General features: G+C 46.4%; 14 protein-coding genes. 13 read left to right on the plus strand and 1 reads right to left on the minus strand.

Going from position 1 to position 16,741, the window contains the following annotated elements; all coding sequences use genetic code 11:
* The first annotated feature begins 136 nt into the window (after nt 1-136).
* From ACL6C3_RS04990 to ACL6C3_RS05025, 8 genes are all read left to right on the plus strand, one after another.
* Nucleotides 137-1,471 carry a pentapeptide repeat-containing protein gene (locus tag ACL6C3_RS04990; RefSeq protein ID WP_413165876.1) on the plus strand — a complete coding sequence of 445 codons (1,335 nt, stop codon included), beginning with the start codon at nt 137-139 and terminating at the stop codon, nt 1,469-1,471.
* 198 nt (nt 1,472-1,669) lie between these two features.
* Nucleotides 1,670-2,665, plus strand: coding sequence for a porphobilinogen synthase (gene hemB / locus ACL6C3_RS04995; RefSeq protein ID WP_413165878.1), 996 nt, complete (start codon nt 1,670-1,672; stop codon nt 2,663-2,665).
* 311 nt (nt 2,666-2,976) lie between these two features.
* Nucleotides 2,977-5,595, plus strand: a complete 2,619-nt coding sequence (locus ACL6C3_RS05000; protein ID WP_413165880.1) for an EAL domain-containing protein — start codon at nt 2,977-2,979, stop codon at nt 5,593-5,595.
* A 112-nt stretch (nt 5,596-5,707) separates the two neighbouring features.
* Nucleotides 5,708-6,139, plus strand: a complete 432-nt coding sequence (locus ACL6C3_RS05005) for a SufE family protein (RefSeq protein ID WP_413165882.1) — start codon at nt 5,708-5,710, stop codon at nt 6,137-6,139.
* A 62-nt stretch (nt 6,140-6,201) separates the two neighbouring features.
* Complete coding sequence (gene hisI, locus ACL6C3_RS05010) at nt 6,202-6,558, plus strand: phosphoribosyl-AMP cyclohydrolase (protein WP_413165883.1); 357 nt, start codon at nt 6,202-6,204, stop codon at nt 6,556-6,558.
* A gap of 263 nt (nt 6,559-6,821) precedes the next feature.
* A complete protein-coding gene (gene cysS, locus ACL6C3_RS05015) occupies nt 6,822-8,273 on the plus strand; it encodes a cysteine--tRNA ligase (protein ID WP_413165885.1) in 1,452 nt (483 codons plus the stop codon).
* Between the two features lie 508 nt (nt 8,274-8,781).
* Entirely contained in the window at nt 8,782-8,967 is a 186-nt protein-coding gene (locus ACL6C3_RS05020; RefSeq protein WP_413165887.1) for a hypothetical protein, read from the plus strand.
* 359 nt (nt 8,968-9,326) lie between these two features.
* Nucleotides 9,327-10,358, plus strand: a complete 1,032-nt coding sequence (locus ACL6C3_RS05025; RefSeq protein ID WP_413165889.1) for a hypothetical protein — start codon at nt 9,327-9,329, stop codon at nt 10,356-10,358.
* Between the two features lie 448 nt (nt 10,359-10,806).
* Here ACL6C3_RS05025 and dnaA read toward each other — a convergent pair whose 3' ends face one another.
* Nucleotides 10,807-12,168, minus strand: coding sequence for a chromosomal replication initiator protein DnaA (gene dnaA / locus ACL6C3_RS05030; protein ID WP_413165890.1), 1,362 nt, complete (start codon nt 12,166-12,168; stop codon nt 10,807-10,809).
* 319 nt (nt 12,169-12,487) lie between these two features.
* On the opposite strand from dnaA, the gene ACL6C3_RS05035 reads away from it, so the two are divergent.
* The 5 genes from ACL6C3_RS05035 to ACL6C3_RS05055 all read left to right on the plus strand — a co-directional run bounded on the left by ACL6C3_RS05035 (nt 12,488) and on the right by ACL6C3_RS05055 (nt 16,724).
* On the plus strand, nt 12,488-13,756 hold the full coding sequence (locus tag ACL6C3_RS05035) for an HhoA/HhoB/HtrA family serine endopeptidase (RefSeq protein ID WP_413165892.1): 1,269 nt from the start codon (nt 12,488-12,490) through the stop codon (nt 13,754-13,756).
* A gap of 234 nt (nt 13,757-13,990) precedes the next feature.
* Nucleotides 13,991-14,518, plus strand: coding sequence for a peptide deformylase (def, locus tag ACL6C3_RS05040; protein ID WP_413165893.1), 528 nt, complete (start codon nt 13,991-13,993; stop codon nt 14,516-14,518).
* A gap of 278 nt (nt 14,519-14,796) precedes the next feature.
* Nucleotides 14,797-15,366 (plus strand): TerD family protein, encoded by a 570-nt coding sequence (locus tag ACL6C3_RS05045; protein ID WP_413165894.1) that lies wholly within the window; start codon nt 14,797-14,799, stop codon nt 15,364-15,366.
* A 44-nt stretch (nt 15,367-15,410) separates the two neighbouring features.
* On the plus strand, nt 15,411-15,980 hold the full coding sequence (locus ACL6C3_RS05050) for a TerD family protein (protein WP_413165896.1): 570 nt from the start codon (nt 15,411-15,413) through the stop codon (nt 15,978-15,980).
* Nucleotides 15,981-16,124: 144 nt separating this feature from the next.
* Nucleotides 16,125-16,724: a TerD family protein gene (locus ACL6C3_RS05055; RefSeq protein ID WP_413165898.1), complete on the plus strand. Its 600-nt coding sequence runs from the start codon at nt 16,125-16,127 to the stop codon at nt 16,722-16,724.
* Nucleotides 16,725-16,741 lie beyond the last annotated feature (17 nt).

Genomic DNA, 16,741 nt, shown 5'->3' on the forward strand with positions numbered 1-16,741 from the left:
AAACTGGTGACTGGTGACTGTAAAACTGGTGACTGTAAAACTGTTGATGGATGCCTCCGATCCTGATAGTCTAAGGAGGACGATGATTCATGGCTAAAAGTGACATCGGGTTAAGCCGTCTTCTGCACGAACAGTTGTGAATCGCGATCTACTCAACAACAGCAGGCACATGGTAGAACCCCAGTCGAAACATCCCATAGAAGAGAAGACGACTCTAGTTGGCAAAGCCTTTCACTCCCTAACTCGTCCTAATTTCTCGTCTCCCCTAGACAAAACCCAATCACCCATTCCCCCCGAAAGGCAAAAAACGATAATATTAGTGGGAATCACCCTGCTGGCGAGTCTAGCCGTACTCAGTACCCTGATCGCCATCAGCATCAGTCGAGAAAACCATCGACTCAGCGATCGCCTCCAAACCGAAAAATCCCGCCAACAACAACCCTCAGAAATTGAGAAAAAACAGCGCCTACAACAGAAAACCCTAAACACCCGCCAATGTCCCGAATGCGATCTCAGCGGCGCCAACCTGCGAGACGCCAACCTGCGAGACGCCTACCTGTGGAAAGCCAACCTTTCCAACGCCGATCTCTCCGATGCTTACCTGGAAAACGCCGATCTGCGGGGAGTCAAACTCGAAGGTGCCGACTTGGGTTATGCGATGCTCAAAGGAGCCAACTTGGGTTATGCTAACTTTGTTCGTGCTAGAATTGCCAATACCGATCTCAGCAATGCCAACCTCTGGCAAGCCAACCTCAGAGAAGCCCATCTGGTCGATGCCAATTTACAACAGGCCGATCTGCGGGGTGCTAAACTCGAAGGTGCTAATCTGCGATCGGCGTCGCTGGTTCAAGCCAATCTCGAATCTGCCGTGTTGTTGGGTGCTAACTTAGAAGAAGCCAACTTTCATCAGGCTTCACTCAAAGGCGCTAATCTTGCGAAAACTCAAATGACCCGCGCCGATCTCGGTTATGCTAACCTGCAAAAAGCAACATTGGGCGATGCTCAACTCAGTGAAGCCAACTTAGAAAGCGCAGACCTAACCGAAGCTAAACTCTGGGTTGCCAAACTGGAAAACGCCAACCTGAGTAACGCCATTTTAGAAAAAGCCAAACTGGGATTTGCCAAACTCAAAGGTGCCAATTTAGAGAATGCCAATTTAACCGATGCTATCCTCGAAGGCGTTATCCTAGAAGATGCCAACCTCGAAGATGCCAACCTCGAAGGCGCGAAATTAGAACGGGCTAACCTTCTGGGCGCTTATCTTAAAGATGCTAACCTCAAAGAAGCCAATCTGCAAGGGGCCGATCTGCGGGGGGCGAACCTGCAAGAAGCGAATCTCAGAAATGCTTACCTACAAGGGGCGAATTTGCGGGGGGCGAACCTCAAAGGCGCCAGTCTGCGGGGGGCGAATTTGCGAGATGTGGATCTGACCGGGGCGATTTTACCCAACGGGAAAGTTTTTTCCAAATAAAGTCAAGTGAATCTGTCAATCAATCTTCATACTTATTCACAAAAATGTGTTGATTTGTATCGGGGGAATTTAAGGGATTCAACAGGTGCAATAATAATGAACTTGATCGGATGATGATGTTCATACAAAAAACCGAACAATTGACCCAGTTTTTTTCACCCCAGAATTGGCATTTTAAACGAATTTTTTTCAGATCTTATGAGTAACTCCTCTCGCTTAAATCTAGTTCAACGTCCCCGTCGAATTCGTCGCACTGAAGCCCTGCGACGCATGACTTGTGAAACCCAACTCACGGTTAATGACTTAATTTATCCCCTGTTTGTGATGGAAGGGGAAAATAGTAAAGTCGAAGTTCCTTCGATGCCCGGTAGCTACCGTTATACGTTAGATTTGTTGCTCAAAGAAGTTACAGAAGCCCACAGTTTGGGTATTCCCGCGATCGCATTATTTCCCCTGGTTGCCGAAGACAAAAAAGATAACGCCGGCACCGAAAGTTATAATCCCGAGGGACTGATTCAACGCACCGTGCGGGCAATCAAACAAGAAGTTCCCGATATTATGATTGTAACTGATGTTGCCCTCGATCCGTTTTCGACTAAAGGTCACGATGGCATTGTCAGCGACGAAGGGGAAATTCTCAACGATGAAACCGTCGAAGTGTTGGTGAAACAGGCGGTTTCTCAAGCGGAAGCGGGTGCAGATATTGTCGCGCCTTCCGATATGATGGATGGTCGGATCGGGGCAATTCGCGAGGGTTTGGATGAAGCGGGATATACCAATGTTAGTATCTTAGCTTATTCTGCTAAATATGCTTCTGCCTATTACGGTCCGTTCCGAGATGCCTTAGATTCGGCGCCGAAATTTGGGGATAAAAAGACCTATCAAATGAACCCCGCCAACGCCCGGGAAGCCTTAACCGAAGTAGAATTAGATATCGCAGAAGGGGCGGATATGGTGATGGTTAAACCCGCACTGGCTTATTTAGATATTATTCAGTTAGTGCGTTCTACAACTAACCTCCCCGTTGCGGCTTATAACGTGAGTGGAGAATATGCCATGATTAAAGCCGCAGGACAAAAGGGTTGGATTGACGAGAAAAAAGTCATGCTCGAAACCCTAACCAGCATGAAACGAGCGGGAGCCGATATCATTTTAACTTATTTTGCCAAAGAAGTTGCTTTAATTTTGCATTAAACGGTCAGGTTCAGCGCAAGATTTTCAACATCAAGTCTTAGATATTGGGCGGGGTAATTCCTAATTCGACTCAGCTTAGACTCCCTTTCCCTACTAAAATTTAGTCACTTTTGAGCCAGAGATTTTTTCTTTGGCTCCTCGTTTTTTATGAAGAATTAATAAATTTGATAAAGCATTTGTTATAAATTGGTCAAAATTTCGTAGAAATTGATCGAGATCAAAAAAAATGATAAGATTTAAAGTATAAAAATCCACACAGCTTTAGATAAATCCTACTTCAAACCCAACTCATATAAAGAAAAAAACTATAAATGCCACATCAAGAATACTTTCTTCATCAAATCACAAACCGAATTCGACAATCCTTAGAACTGTCGGAAATTCTCAATGCGGCAGTGGAAGAAATTCGTTTATTCTTAAAAGTAGATCGGGTCAAAATTTACCGATTTGATTCCGATGGGAGTGGGGAAGTCATTGCCGAGTCTCTAGAAGAAGATACACTTCCTTCGCTGTTAAACTTGAAGTTTCCAGCAACAGATATCCCCAACCGCGATCGCCAACTGTTTATCAAAGCCAGACAACGAGTAATCGTAGATGTCGCCGCCGGGCGCCGAATCACCACCCGCCTCGACTGTCAAAAAACCGGAGAACAACTCTCCGAGGTAGACATCCGCTACGCACCGATCGATCCTTGCCACGTACAATATCTCACCGCAATGGGCGTGCAAGCCTCACTGGTGACTCCGATTTTACACGGTAAACACCTGTGGGGTTTATTAGCCGTTCATCATCGAACACCCCGACCCTACAGCGAAGGAGAACTGCAAATCATTCAACTAATCGTCGATCAAGTCTCGATCGCCATCTCCCAGTCCGACCTGTTGACACGCGCCCGAGAACAGGCCCGCTACGAAGCGATCGTCAATCAAGTCAGCCAACTGCTGCACTGTCCGCTATCGGTCAACGAAATTCGCCAGCGCGTTCTAGAACAGGCTGTAACCGCCCTCAACGGTTCCGGAGGTCGATTGTACATCATCGCCGAACCGACCGGCATCTCCGCCCAACTGTACACCACAGGAGTACAACCCCGCCAACCCTTCCTCGAAGAAATCCCCCTGTGGAAAAACCTGATAGAGGGAATGGGAAAAAGCGATCAAAAACAGTACAAAATAGACTCTATAGAGCAATGGCAACGCTACAATCAAAAACTCCTCCATTCCCAGTCAGCCGCTTGGAACATCTCAGAACAAAGCCATCGCGTCATCACCTTAAACCAATTGCAAGCCGATCCCTGTCTGGCCCCCTTAGCGACAGCTTTTGAAGGAACCCCCATTCGTTCGATCGCGCTAATTCCCCTCCAGTTTCACTCCTCCCAAGTGGGCTGTCTGACCATCTTTCGCAACGGCTACAACAGCGAAATCTACTGGGCGGGCCGTAACACCTCAGACGAACGCAACAAAATGCCCCGGGCCTCCTTTGAAGCGTGGCGAGAACAAAAATTCGATCAAGCGCCGAGTTGGAGTCCCGAAGAATTAAAACTCGCCAAAGCCATCGGCGTACACCTCTACATGGCGATCGCTCAAAAACGAGTCGAGTCCATTATCCGCTATCAAGCCTCCCACGACGCCCTAACTCGCCTCCCCAACCGCCTGCTGTTTGACGAACAACTCGCCCTGGCTTTAGCCAACAGCAAACAGCACCCGGAAATTTTAGGGGTTGCCTTTTTAGATCTCGATCGCTTTAAAGTCGTTAACGATACCCTCGGTCACGCCACCGGCGATCGCCTGTTGCAGCAAGTCGCCACCCGCCTGAAACAATGTCTGCGAAACTGCGACACCATCGCCCGTTGGGGCGGAGATGAATTTACCCTGCTGTTTCCCCACCTCACCTCGGAGGAAGAAATCAGCAAAATTGCTCAAAAAATACTCGATAAACTCAGCATTCCCTTCGCGATCGACAACCAAGAACTCTATGTTACCGCCAGTCTGGGAATTGCCCTGTGTCCCTACGATGCCGAAGACGCCCAAACCCTACTCAAACACGCCGATGCTGCCATGTATCGCGCCAAACAACAAGGTCGCAACGCCTATCAACTGTTTGCGGCAGAAATGCACCACCAAGCCGTCAACCAACTCACCCTAGAAGGAGACTTGCGACGTGCCTTGGCCCGAGAAGAATTTGTACTGTATTATCAACCGCAAGTGGAGATCGCCACAGGTCGGATCGTCGGTTTAGAAGCGTTAATTCGCTGGCAACATCCCCAACTCGGCTTTGTTTCTCCCGGGGAGTTTATCCCCCTGGCCGAAGAAATTGGCTTAATTTCTCCCATCGGACAGTGGGTCTTACAAACCGCTTGCATTCAACACCAAGCTTGGCGGACTGAAGGTTTCCCTCCCCTGCGAGTTGCGGTTAATTTATCGGCCCGACAATTTCATCAGTCTCACCTGACCAAAATTATTCTCCAAACCCTCGAAGCCACCGAAATCGATCCTCAATACCTGGAATTAGAAATTACTGAAACTGCGGCGATGCAGGATGTTGACTTTACCATTACCATTTTACGACAATTGCGAGAAATGGGTTTACATATCACCATCGATGATTTTGGTACCGGTTACTCCTCTCTCAACGTCCTCAAGCATTTTCCCCTCAACACCCTGAAAATTGACCGTTCTTTTGTTAAAGATATCGTCGAGAATTCTCACGATGCGGCGATCGCGCAAACCATTGTCGCCCTTGGTCAAGGACTAAAAATGCAAGTTCTCGCAGAAGGGGTAGAAACCTCCCAACAATTATCTTTTTTACATTCGATGCACTGCGATCTCGCCCAAGGTTATTATTTCTGTCCTCCGGTTCCCGCCACCGAAATCGGCAAACTGCTTCGCCAATCATACCTCAGTGTAAACCTAAATCCTCCCCTGTGTTCCTAAACTCTATTGGTTTGGAGTGCATCTTTTTTTTGACAGTTCGTTCAATTTTCTACAATCGCCGATCGCCCTTTCAGTTAGACTGGTAATAGATGAGGTCTATTTATTGCCGATCATGTCATCAACTGCAACACCCCTACCCCCATCGCTCGATCGCATCGTGCAACGGTTCAAACGCGCATCCTCAAATAAATTGCGCTACGAACAACTGATCGCCCTGGCTCAGAAGTTGCCCGAATTTCCGACCGATGCTAAAATCTCAGACAATAAAGTTCCCGGTTGTGTGTCTCAAGTGTATGTAATTGCCGATTTGGATGAAAACGGTAAAGTGCAGTTTCAAGGCGATTCTGACTCTCAATTAACCAAAGGATTAGTTGCCCTATTAATTCGCGGTTTAAACGGACTTTCTAGCGCAGAAATCGAAAAAATTACCCCCGACTTTATCGAAGAAACCGGCTTACAAGCAAGCCTGACTCCCTCCCGTTCTAACGGATTTTATAACATCTTTAAAACCATGCAGCAAAAAGCGATCGCCACTCAAAGCTAATTCCTGTTTATTCCTCATGTTTATTCCTCATTCCTCCCCGGGCTGCCCTTGTTGAACGAAAGATGATTAATCAAGATTATTTGTGGATAGAAACCCTAAAATTTAACGACCAAGGATTAATTCCCGCCATTGCCCAAGACTATCACGATAATACCGTTTTAATGATGGCTTGGATGAACCGCGACGCCCTAAAAAAAACCCTCGAAACCGGGGAAGTTCACTACTGGAGTCGTTCCCGATCCGAACTTTGGCACAAAGGCGCCACATCCGGGCATATTCAAAACGTTAAAGAACTCTACTATGATTGTGATGCAGATGTATTGTTAATTAAAATTGAGCAAGTCGGAGATATCGCCTGTCATACCGGAGTTAGAAGCTGTTTTTTTAACTCTGTTCCCCTCAAAAATAATTCCAGATAACTCGGGGCGAATGGCAATGCACCCTCAAAAAAATTAGACAACAAAACCAAAGTCAAAAATTCAAAGTCAAAATTCAAAGTTCAAAGTTCGGTGTAAAGGGGCAGGTTTATGTCAGTTATGTATGAGAAAATATAGCTTCTAAAACACTCTTGCCTCTTGCTAGCTTGCCTCTTGCCTCTTGCCTCTTGCCTCTTGCCTCTTGCCTCTTGCTAGCTTGCTAGCTTGCCTATTCCCTGTTCCCTGTTCCCTATTGCCTGAAAAGAATGACCCTTAAAATTTATAACACCCAAACCCGCACGAAAGAAACCTTTACCCCCCTAGAACCCCAACAAGTTAAAATGTATTGCTGTGGGGTAACAGTGTATGACTATTGCCATCTCGGTCACGCCCGTTCATATATATTTTGGGATGTGGTACGCCGTTATTTAGAATGGTTGGGATATACCGTTAAATACGTTCAAAACTTTACCGATATCGACGATAAAATTCTCAACCGGGCGAAAACAGAAAACTCCTCAATGCAAGCCGTATCCGAACGGTTTATCGAAGCCTATTTTGAAGATCTGCGTCGTTTAAACGTTCGAGATGCTGATGCTTATCCTCGCGCCACCGATAATATATCCGAAATCTATCAACTCATCCAACAACTCGAGAAAAAAGGCTACGCCTACGCCAGCAAAGGCGATGTATTCTACAGTGTCGAAAAATTTCCCGAATACGGTAAACTCTCCGGACGCAAACAAGAACAACTGCAAGCAGGCGCCAGTGGACGGGTTTCCGGTGCCGAAGGCGAAAAGAAACATCCTTCTGACTTTGCTTTGTGGAAAGCCGCAAAACCGGGAGAACCGGCTTGGGAGTCCCCCTGGGGTGAAGGACGTCCGGGTTGGCATATCGAATGTTCGGCGATGGTGCGGCGACTTCTGGGTGCTACTATTGATATTCACGGGGGAGGCGGAGATCTGGTTTTCCCCCACCACGAAAATGAAATTGCCCAGTCGGAAGCGGCTAACTGCGAACCTTTAGCCCGTTACTGGATGCACAATGGGTTTGTTACCGTTGGCGGCGAAAAGATGTCAAAGTCTTTGGGGAATTTTACCACGATTCGCCAATTGCTGGAAACGGTCGATCCGATGGTGATTCGCCTGTTTGTGTTGCAAGCTCATTATCGCAAACCTCTAGATTTTACTTCGGACGCGATCGCCGGAGCTGATAATGGTTGGAATACGTTAAAAGAGGGGTTGCTGTTCAAATCTCAATTTGGGGAAAAATTGGGGTGGAAAGGGGATGATAAAAAGTCTCTGTCTCTGCTTTGTGAGGCTGTTGAACGCTTCCAAACGGCGATGGATGACGATTTTAACACCCCAGGAGGTTTGGCGGTTCTGTTTGAACTCGCGAAGGAGTTACGCAAGGAGGGGAATGTTTTAACTCACGAAGGCAAGACCGAAACTCCTTTAGAACAAATACAGCAAACTTGGTGGACTTTGGTCAAACTCGCTTCGGTGTTGGGGTTGGAAGTTCAACCCGACGACGAGGAAAGTTCTACAGATACAACCTCGCGCTTTAGCGATCAGGAGATCGAAGCTTTGGTTCAACAGCGTTTGGTTGCCCGCAAAGCTAAAAATTACGCCGAGGGCGATAAAATTCGCGACCGCTTACAAGAAGCGGGTATTACTTTAATCGATCGCCCCGGTGGGGAAACTGTTTGGCATCGATAAGTTACCTCTGTACGGGCGGGTTCTGTAATCGGCGTTTGTTGCCCACAAAATAACTGACATCAAACCGCCCCGCTTTTGTGTTGAATAAAAAGTCAAGCGTAAGGGCGAGTTGCCCCCACTACCTTTACTCTCATCCTACCCCAAATCCCCCCAATTGTCAATATCTTTGACGGCGCCGGGACCAAAGAAGTTAGAAGTCGTGAGGTCGTGAGGTCAGAAGTCGTGAGGTCGTGAGGTCAGTGAACAGTGAACAGTGAACAGTGACCAGTATCATGCTATTGACTGGTAACTGATAACTGTAAATTGTAAACTGCCTTACCCCTTACCCCTTACCCCTTACCCTTTACCCTTTACCCTATTCACTGGTGACGGGTGACTGGTGAGGTGTAAATTGCCTATTGCCTTTAAAAAGTAACTTTTGTTACAGATTTTAAATTCTGTATTCTTAGCTACAAAAAATCGATAAACTAAAAGGGTAGAGAAATAATTATAGGAAAGCAATTTAAGGATGAATACTCAAGAAAAGTTCAAATTTTATCGGATAGAATCTGAGACGAACAGCGATCGCGTGACTCTGGTGGTGGTCATCTTGTTAACTTCTTTGTCGATGGGATTACTACCGATCGCAATGCTACCGATGTCGGTGATTTCTTCAGATTTCATACCCCACGAAGGCAGTTTGTGGAAAAACTAAAGATAAATAATTTGTTAAATTATCCAGGGGGCGGTGTCGGGTGTAAAAAAAGACTTTGCCTCAGCAAAAGGTGAGTTTGCTAAGTTGGCAGCCAGGAGTTAGGGGAAAGTCCGACTCAAGACCCCCCAACAAGATTAAGCAATAATCAACGCTAAAACAATCGACTCGGCGATCGCGAAACAGTCAAAACCAGCATTTAATGGTATCATAGGTAACTGTTACAATCGTCAATCTGAGAAATAATCAGGATATCAAAAATTAAAATAGAGTAAAACCCGTCTAAAAACAGATCAGAAGTGGACGGGAAATATGTAAAAATAGCATCGAATTCTTATTTTAGAACAGCAGAGGTATTAAATATGCAGACGAGATATGAATCCTCCTCGAATCCGACCGAATCTCAACACTCAACTCACTTACCGACCGTCAAATCAATCGCGACATCAGAACTGTCACCGGCTGTTAAAACCTCCTCATTGGTGGGGTTAGTTGTCATCCTGTTTGCAACATTGATGGGTTCTTTGGTGGTGAGTCCTTCACCGGAAACCATCGCCGAGAGTGAGGAGACAGAATCAGTAACAACTAGCGCAACCGAAGAAACCAGTCCGATTGTTGTAGAATCTGTAGAGACTGAGACTCCCACAACCATCACCCCAGTAGCCCCCGAGACGGATATTGCAGCAACAACAACCCCGACAACGACAGACACAGAGTCGGCTGTTGTGACCCCGGACTCGGAAGTTGATCTCACCTTACCGAATGGGACTCAAGCGACAACAGATTCAACCGCTTCTACCCTAACCCCAGAAATAGATACAGAAGCGACGACAACAATAACTCCAGAAACCGAAACCGAAATAGAAACAACCCCACCGACAGCGGATGAAACGGTTTCTACCCCGGACACCTCAACCCCGGGTGCCTCGGGACTACCGTCCGTCACTTCTTCACCGAGTGTGGAAGCGACTCAACCGACGGTAGAGACTGACGCCGCAGCCATCCCAGAAAGCCAACCGGACACCCTTAACCCCGCAGGGGAAGCCGCAGACAGCGAAATCGCCGCATCTAGCCCAGAAACGGCGACAGAAGCAGCAACCCCGGTGGCGGCGACCTCGGAGGTCGATACAACCGAATTAAGCCAGAGTCTTTATAATCAAATTGACTCGACCTGGACATCTCCGGTGGATGGAGAGTCGGTTTATGTGGTCAAACTCAATAGCGAGGGTGATATTATTGGATACGAAGCTAAATCTCAAGTGGCAAAAAATAACCTTGAGAATACACCCCTTCCCGAGTTGGTGAACTCTGACGCCGCCTCGACTGAAGCCGCTGCCCAATTTGAAGTGGTATTTTCGACTTCTGGAATATTAGAAGTAAAGTCTCCTCAATAGTTTTTGAGAAGATTTCCCCCAATAAAAACCAACTGGGGCGGGCGGGTTTATAGAATTTTTGTCTAGAGGAGAAGATCAATTTACTCCGAACCCGCCCCTTTTACACCTCACCAGTCACCCGTCACCAGTGAATAGGGTAAAGGGTAAAGGGTAAGGGGTAAGGGGTAAGGGGTAAGGCAGTTTACAATTTACAGTTATCAGTTACCAGTCAATAGCATGATACTGGTCACTGTTCACTGTTCACTGTTCACTGACTCCTGACCTCACGACCTCACGAGTTCTAACTTCTTTGGTCCCGGCGTCATCAAAGATATTGACAATTGGGGGTATTTTGGGTAAGATAGAAGAGAACTTGTCAGGGCTAACTCGTGTTTACGCTTGACTTATTCATCAACCAAACGAGAGAGTTGACTGTTACTAGAAGCGCCTGTTGCCTGTCTTGGTGGTGTTAATGATAGCGACTGGTATAATTAATTTGATCGCTTAACTGTCGCAAAGTTTGGGCTAATTCTAAGTCTTTATTGCGTAATTGAGCAATTTTTTCGCAGGCATACATGACAGTCGTGTGGTCTTTTCCGCCAAATAATTCGCCAATTTTGGGCAAACTTAAATCGGTATGTTGTCGCATCAAATACATCGCCACCTGACGAGCCAAACTAATTTCTCGGCGTCTGGAACTCCCTTTTAAATCCTCAACCGAAACTTTAAACGTTTCAGCAACAATTTGAATCACCGCTTCCGGGGAAGATTCTTCAGGATGTTCGGCCGGACTGAGAACAGGGGCAATATTTTCAACCGTCATCGGTACACCGGAAATCGAAGTATAAGCGATCGCCCGAATTAAAGCCCCTTCAAGTTCGCGAATATTAGAAGTGTAGCGAGTAGCAATATATTCAACCACGCCCTCAGAAAGACGAACATTTTCATATTCAGCTTTTTTCTGCAAAATAGCCATGCGAGTTTCCAAGTCAGGCGGTTGAATATCGGCAACCAACCCCATCGAAAAACGAGAACACAAGCGTTCTTGTAAACGGGGAATTTGATTGGGGGGACGGTCAGCGGCGAGAACCACCTGTTTTCCGGCTTCATGCAGAGTATTAAACGTGTGGAAAAACTCCTCTTGAGTGTACTCTTTCCCCTCAATAAACTGAATATCATCAACCAATAAAACATCAGCCGCCCGATAATGATCGCGGAAACTTTGCATACTATCTTTGCGAATAGCCGCAATTAAATCATTGGTAAACTTTTCAGTCGAAACATAAAAAACCTTGGCATCGGGATTAATTTCAATCCGATAATGTCCGATAGCTTGCATCAAATGAGTCTTTCCCAACCCCACACCCCCGCACAAAAATAACGGGTTAAACTCTCGTCCGGGAGACTCCGCCACCGCCAAAGCCGCAGCGTGAGCCAAACGACTATTCGCCCCGACCACAAACCGAGAAAACACATACTTAGAATTGAGGTTAGCCGGTTTGAGGCGTTGAGTCGAGGGAGACTCCGCCCCATGAGCCGACTGTCCAATTAACTGAGATTCTCCGCGATCGATCCTCGTCTCGACATCAGTGATCACACAAATTTCCACCGGGTAGCCTAAAATTTCCTGAACCGCCTCGCCGATGATTTCCTTGTAATGTTTTTGCAACCAATTGCGAGCAAAAGGGTTGGGCGTGCGAATCACCAAACAATGATTATCCAGCCTTTCGGGGTTGGCCGTTTTGATCCAAGTGTCGAACGTCGGCCCGCCCAGTTGGACCTGGAGACGGTCTAAGACTTGATGCCATAAACTTTCAAGGGAAATTTCCACTGCTGACTTCCGATTTTAATAGAGTTGAGACACTTTGGGACGATAGACCCGGACACAGCCTGACATTCGAGCCTACAAAACATACCAGTTTAATCGATTCACCGACAGCAGGCTTAGATTAAAAGTTTAACGAATCGTTCACCCACTCTCGTCAGCCTCAAGATCAAAAGTAGAGAAGAACTGCGTGCTTTGATCGGTGATAATGTTACAGTTGAGAGAAGGAATTGAACAACTAATCCTTTAACATGGCTCAAAGGCTTTAAGTTCGGGAAAACCCGACACCTGTACCAATCCTATTAGTCAACCGGACAATCTGGCGATGAGTGGCACAACAGAAAAAGTTTTTTGGAAGCAACCGATAATCTATCTTATGCTTCTGCTTACCGGAGCGGGAGGCGCTTTACTCGGCGAACACTGGATAGAAAAACAAACGACAGTCTCCTCACCACAGAGGTCGGTCGAGGCGAACCCCGAAGTTCTCCCGACCCCAGAACCCAAAAAAGATGACTCCGTTGGGAATTCACCGTCTTGGTTTGCTCAAAAACCTTCCCTTCCCCTCCCCAAAACCGCCAACGCTAATTTTATTGTTTCTGCGGTGGAACAGGTCGGACCTGCGGTTGTCCGAATTAACGCTTCAAGACGGATCGGACGCCGGGGATTAGATCGCTTTGATGAGCCATTTCCCGAAGAGTTTTTTGGATTTGGAGGGCCGCGCAGTCTTCCCGATGAACCTCCCACCGAGCAAGGCACCGGCTCGGGATTTATTATTAGCCCAGAAGGTCATATTTTGACCAATAGCCATGTGGTTGAGGATACGGATACGGTTCAGGTCGTTCTCAAGGATGGTCGCCTGTTTGAAGGCCGGGTTTTGGGGACTGATTCGGTGACGGATGTCGCCGTGATTAAAATTGATGCCAATAATTTACCCAGCGTTCCCATCGGGGATTCCGAACAGCTTGCCCCCGGTGAATGGGCGATCGCCATCGGTAATCCTTTGGGTTTGGATAACTCGGTGACGGTGGGAATTATCAGCGCTACGGGTCGCTCGAGTACCGATGTCGGGGTTCCCGATAAGCGAATTGGTTTTATTCAAACTGACGCCGCCATTAACCCCGGAAATTCGGGTGGGCCGCTGCTGAACGCCCAGGGGGAAGTGGTGGGGATGAATACGGCGATTATTAGCGGCGCCCAAGGTTTGGGGTTTGCGATTCCGATTAATAAAGCTCAAGAAATCGCCCAACAGTTGATCGCCACCGGTCGCGCCGAACACGCCTATTTGGGTATTGAGATGGTGACGCTTTCTCCGGAGGTCAAACGCCAGCTTAACCCCGAGTTATCATCTCCGATTTCTACCGATAATGGGGTTTTGGTGGTGAATGTGGTTCCGGGTTCTCCGGCTGAACAGTCGGGACTGCAACCGGGGGATGTGATTCAAAAAATTGATAATAAATCGGTTCGCAAGTCGGAAACGGTTCAACAAATCGTTCAAAATAAAACCGTCGGCAGTTCCCTAGAGGTGGAAGTCAACCGCAACGGCGAAAATGTCACGTTGGATGTGATGACCGGAAATTTACCTCCCCAAATGTAAACCGGGTGTCGGGAGACAGGTAGGGGCGCGCCGAGCGCAATTATTGATCATATCCCGCAGACAACCGATATAAACCCGCCCCGGTGTCGGGGAAAAACTGATCGCGGGTTGGGGCGGGTTTATTTAAGTTATTTCTGGGTAAGATAAATTTAGTCGGAACCCGCCCCTACAACACTCTTGCATGGTTGCCTGTTGCATGGTTGCATGGTTGCCTATTTTGCATGATTGCCTTTTATGACTAACATTTTACAAGTTGCTCAAGTTGGAAATCCTATCTTGGGTCGTCAGGCTGAACCGATTACCGATATTGGCGCGCGGCGCATTCAAACTCTGATTGATGATTTAATCGCCACCGCTTTCAAAACCAACGGGGTCGGAATTGCCGCCCCCCAAGTGTCTCAAAGCGATCGCCTGTTTATCGTGGCTTCTCGTCCCAACCGTCGCTATCCCAAAGCGCCGAAGATGGCACCGACTGCGATGATCAACCCGAAAATCATCAGTCACTCTAGCCAACAGGAAAAGGGCTGGGAAGGCTGTCTGAGTGTTCCGGGCGTGCGGGGGTTTGTTCCCCGTTATCAAACGGTTGAAGTCGAATACAGCGATCGCTACGGCGAACTTCAGCGACAGCAACTCAGCGATTTTGTGGCTCGGATTTTTCAGCATGAATACGACCATCTCGAAGGGATTGTTTTTTTAGATCGGGTCGAAAGCGATGAAGATTTAGTGACCGAAGCCGAATATCAGGCGTTATATTGTCGTTAAGTGTTGTTTCGATAGATTAAGAGAATCCAACGATTAATAATAGTTTGCTCTGTTGTCGATAAACTAAAAGAGAATCCGGTAAATTCAGTTGAAGATTTGATTTTCATCGGATTTTAGACCGATTAAACTCGGTCAATGGGCGATTTGTACTCAAGTCGAATTACTCATTTTTTGTCGAAGGTCAAGCCAATCATTTCTCGGGCCTATCTAGAGTTTTCTTGCGAGGCTCGAAAATAGACATTAAATAGAATGTTGAATGTTGAATTGAGTCAAAAAATATGACCATTAACCTCAAAAAAGGCGAAGGAATTAATCTCAGCAAACAAGCACCCGGCTTGAAAAAAGCAGGAATTGGACTGGGATGGGATGTTAATAGTACCGATACGGGCGACCAATATGATTTGGATGTTTCGGTGTTTATGTTGGGAGCAAATGGTAAAATTCCCGGCGAGAAGTATTTTGTCTTTTATAATAATCTGGAATCGGCCGATGGGGCGGTAATGTCATCGGGAGATAGCCGGACAGGAAAAGGAACCGGAGACGATGAAACGATTAGAATAGACCTAGAAAAAGTCGAGAGTTCCATTCAAGAAATCGTCTTTATTGTCACCATATTTCAAGCGGAAGCCCGCCGTCAAAATTTCGGACAGGTTAGAAATTCTTTGATCCGTATTTATGATGAAGAAACCGACACCGAAATTACCCGCTATGAGTTAGACGAGGATTTTTCCCGAGAAACCGCCCTAGAAATGGGTCGCCTTTCTAAAGTCGGAAATGAATGGCAATTTAAAGCGGTTGGACAGGGGTATAATAGCGATTTAGAAAGTTTTGTCGCTCAGTACGCTTAAGGATGATACAAGATTAAGTTTAGGGTTAAAATTGAGTTGGGGCCATGTCAATTAATATCAAAAAGGGAGAACGAATCAACCTCGCTAAAGAAGCACCGGGACTGAAAAAAGCGGGGGTGGGGTTGGGATGGGATGCAAATTTGACCGATACCGGGGCGGAATTTGATTTAGATGCTTCGGTGTTTATGTTGGGCGAAGATGAAAAAATTCCCCAAGATGAATACTTTGTATTTTACAATAATTTGCTGTCCCCCGATCGCGCAGTTAAACATTTAGGAGATAGTCGGACGGGGGAAGGAAGCGGAGACGATGAAACCATTGAAATTGATTTAACTCAAATTAATCCCGCCATTCAAGAATTAATTTTTGTCGTCACCATTCACGAAGCCGATAAACGCCGCCAAAATTTTGGACAGGTTCGCAACTCTTTTATTCGGATCTACGACCGAGAAACGGAGACGGAAGTCACCCGCTACGATCTGGAGGAGGATTTTTCAAGGGAGACAGCCGTTGAATTTGGGCGACTGTATAGAAAAGACGGAGAATGGCGTTTTCAAGCGGTTGGACAGGGTTATAACGCGGGTTTACAAAGTTTTGTAGACAAGTATGTGTAACCTCAGTTGAGAGATTTTCGGGAAGATTTTGAGAGAGAACGGGAGAATTATAAACGGAATCAAGGATGGATTTTGAGCTAATAAAATTTCCGATTTTTCCCGATTCATTATTTTTTGTTTGTCAACCTAATACCTTCTAAAAAAATGGCTATTAACCTCAAAAAAGGACAGAGCATTGTTCTCGATAAAAGCGAATATGATTTATCGAAGTTAACAATGGGATTGGGTTGGGATGTCGCCAAACCCAAAGGATTAATTGAAGGATTTCTCGGTAAAACCGTTGATTTTGATTTGGACGGATACGCCCTTTTACTCAACCGAAACGGCAAGTTAAAAAACTACAAAGAAGATGTGATTTATTACGCTCATTTAGAGTCAAAAGATCAAACCGTCGTTCATTCGGGAGATAACCTCACGGGTGCCGGAAGTGGAGATGATGAACAAATTTTTCTCTATCTCAACAGTCTTCCTGAAGTCTACGAACGGATTATTTTAGGGGTGAATATTTATGAGGGAGTCGCCCGAAAACAACATTTTGGAATGGTGGAAAATGCCTTTGTGCGGGCGGTGGATGCGTCGGGTGTCGAAATTGCCCGTTATAGTTTATCCGGGGAAAACTCCTACGAAGGCAAAATTTCGATGCTGATGGGAGAAGTATACAAAGAAAACGGAGAGTGGAAATTTAAAGCGATAGGAAATCCGATAGAATCCGATCTTAACGGTATTGTCCGATCTTTTCTGTAATCTTTATCGCACAGTTA

The sequence above is a fragment of the Capilliphycus salinus ALCB114379 genome, assembly GCF_047276495.1.
GTDB lineage: Bacteria > Cyanobacteriota > Cyanobacteriia > Cyanobacteriales > Microcoleaceae > Capilliphycus > Capilliphycus salinus.

What these genes read in the sequence shown, in the direction of transcription:
- hemB (WP_413165878.1), top strand. Translation starts at nt 1,670, where the DNA reads ATGAGTAACTCCTCTCGCTTAAATCTAGTTCAACGTCCCCGTCGAATT.
- ACL6C3_RS05000 (WP_413165880.1), top strand. Translation starts at nt 2,977, where the DNA reads ATGCCACATCAAGAATACTTTCTTCATCAAATCACAAACCGAATTCGA.
- ACL6C3_RS05005 (WP_413165882.1), top strand. Translation starts at nt 5,708, where the DNA reads ATGTCATCAACTGCAACACCCCTACCCCCATCGCTCGATCGCATCGTG.
- hisI (WP_413165883.1), top strand. Translation starts at nt 6,202, where the DNA reads ATGATTAATCAAGATTATTTGTGGATAGAAACCCTAAAATTTAACGAC.
- cysS (WP_413165885.1), top strand. Translation starts at nt 6,822, where the DNA reads ATGACCCTTAAAATTTATAACACCCAAACCCGCACGAAAGAAACCTTT.
- ACL6C3_RS05020 (WP_413165887.1), top strand. Translation starts at nt 8,782, where the DNA reads ATGAATACTCAAGAAAAGTTCAAATTTTATCGGATAGAATCTGAGACG.
- ACL6C3_RS05025 (WP_413165889.1), top strand. Translation starts at nt 9,327, where the DNA reads ATGCAGACGAGATATGAATCCTCCTCGAATCCGACCGAATCTCAACAC.
- ACL6C3_RS05035 (WP_413165892.1), top strand. Translation starts at nt 12,488, where the DNA reads ATGAGTGGCACAACAGAAAAAGTTTTTTGGAAGCAACCGATAATCTAT.
- def (WP_413165893.1), top strand. Translation starts at nt 13,991, where the DNA reads ATGACTAACATTTTACAAGTTGCTCAAGTTGGAAATCCTATCTTGGGT.
- ACL6C3_RS05045 (WP_413165894.1), top strand. Translation starts at nt 14,797, where the DNA reads ATGACCATTAACCTCAAAAAAGGCGAAGGAATTAATCTCAGCAAACAA.
- ACL6C3_RS05050 (WP_413165896.1), top strand. Translation starts at nt 15,411, where the DNA reads ATGTCAATTAATATCAAAAAGGGAGAACGAATCAACCTCGCTAAAGAA.
- ACL6C3_RS05055 (WP_413165898.1), top strand. Translation starts at nt 16,125, where the DNA reads ATGGCTATTAACCTCAAAAAAGGACAGAGCATTGTTCTCGATAAAAGC.